The sequence below is a fragment of the Nocardia otitidiscaviarum NBRC 14405 genome (assembly GCF_000308635.1).
Classification (GTDB): Bacteria; Actinomycetota; Actinomycetes; order Mycobacteriales; family Mycobacteriaceae; genus Nocardia; species Nocardia otitidiscaviarum.
In genome coordinates, this window is sequence record NZ_BAGD01000109.1 from 1 (window position 1) to 569 (window position 569).

At 65.6% G+C, this 569-nt stretch carries 1 protein-coding gene; it reads right to left on the reverse strand.

The genetic code is table 11. The annotated features are described in order from the left end of the window. A partial coding sequence (locus ON31_RS25540; RefSeq protein ID WP_039817306.1) for an AMP-binding protein occupies nucleotides 1-569 on the reverse strand: 569 nt, incomplete at both ends.

Genomic DNA, 569 nt, shown 5'->3' on the forward strand with positions numbered 1-569 from the left:
CCATCGACAACGGGTCCGCGCCCGGGGTGCGCGGCTGCGCTTGCCCACCCTGCGCCCCTGGCGCAGACTGCCCAAGCGCGACAGCCGGGACCACGTAGGCAACCAAGCGATCACCGGTGCGGGCATCCGACTTCGCCAACACCGCGGTCTGGGCCACCTCCGGCAACGCCAGCAGAGCCGCCTCGATCTCACCCAGTTCGATACGGAAACCACGGATCTTGACCTGGAAATCGATACGGCCCCGGTACTCCAACTCACCGGCAGTGTTCCACGCCACCAAGTCACCCGTGCGATACATCCGCGAACCATCAGCCGCGAACGGATTCGCCACGAAACGATCCGCCGTCAAATCCGCACGCGCGAAATAACCACGCGCCAACTGCGCACCCGCGAGATACAGCTCACCCGCCACACCATCGGGCACCGGATGCAAACGGGAGTCCAGGACATAGACCTGGCTGTTCCACTCCGGCACACCGATCGACACCGAACCCGCATCGGCGTCGGTCACCAGGTGCGTGGTGACCGACACCGCCGCCTCGGTCGGACCGTAGAGATTGAACAGCCGC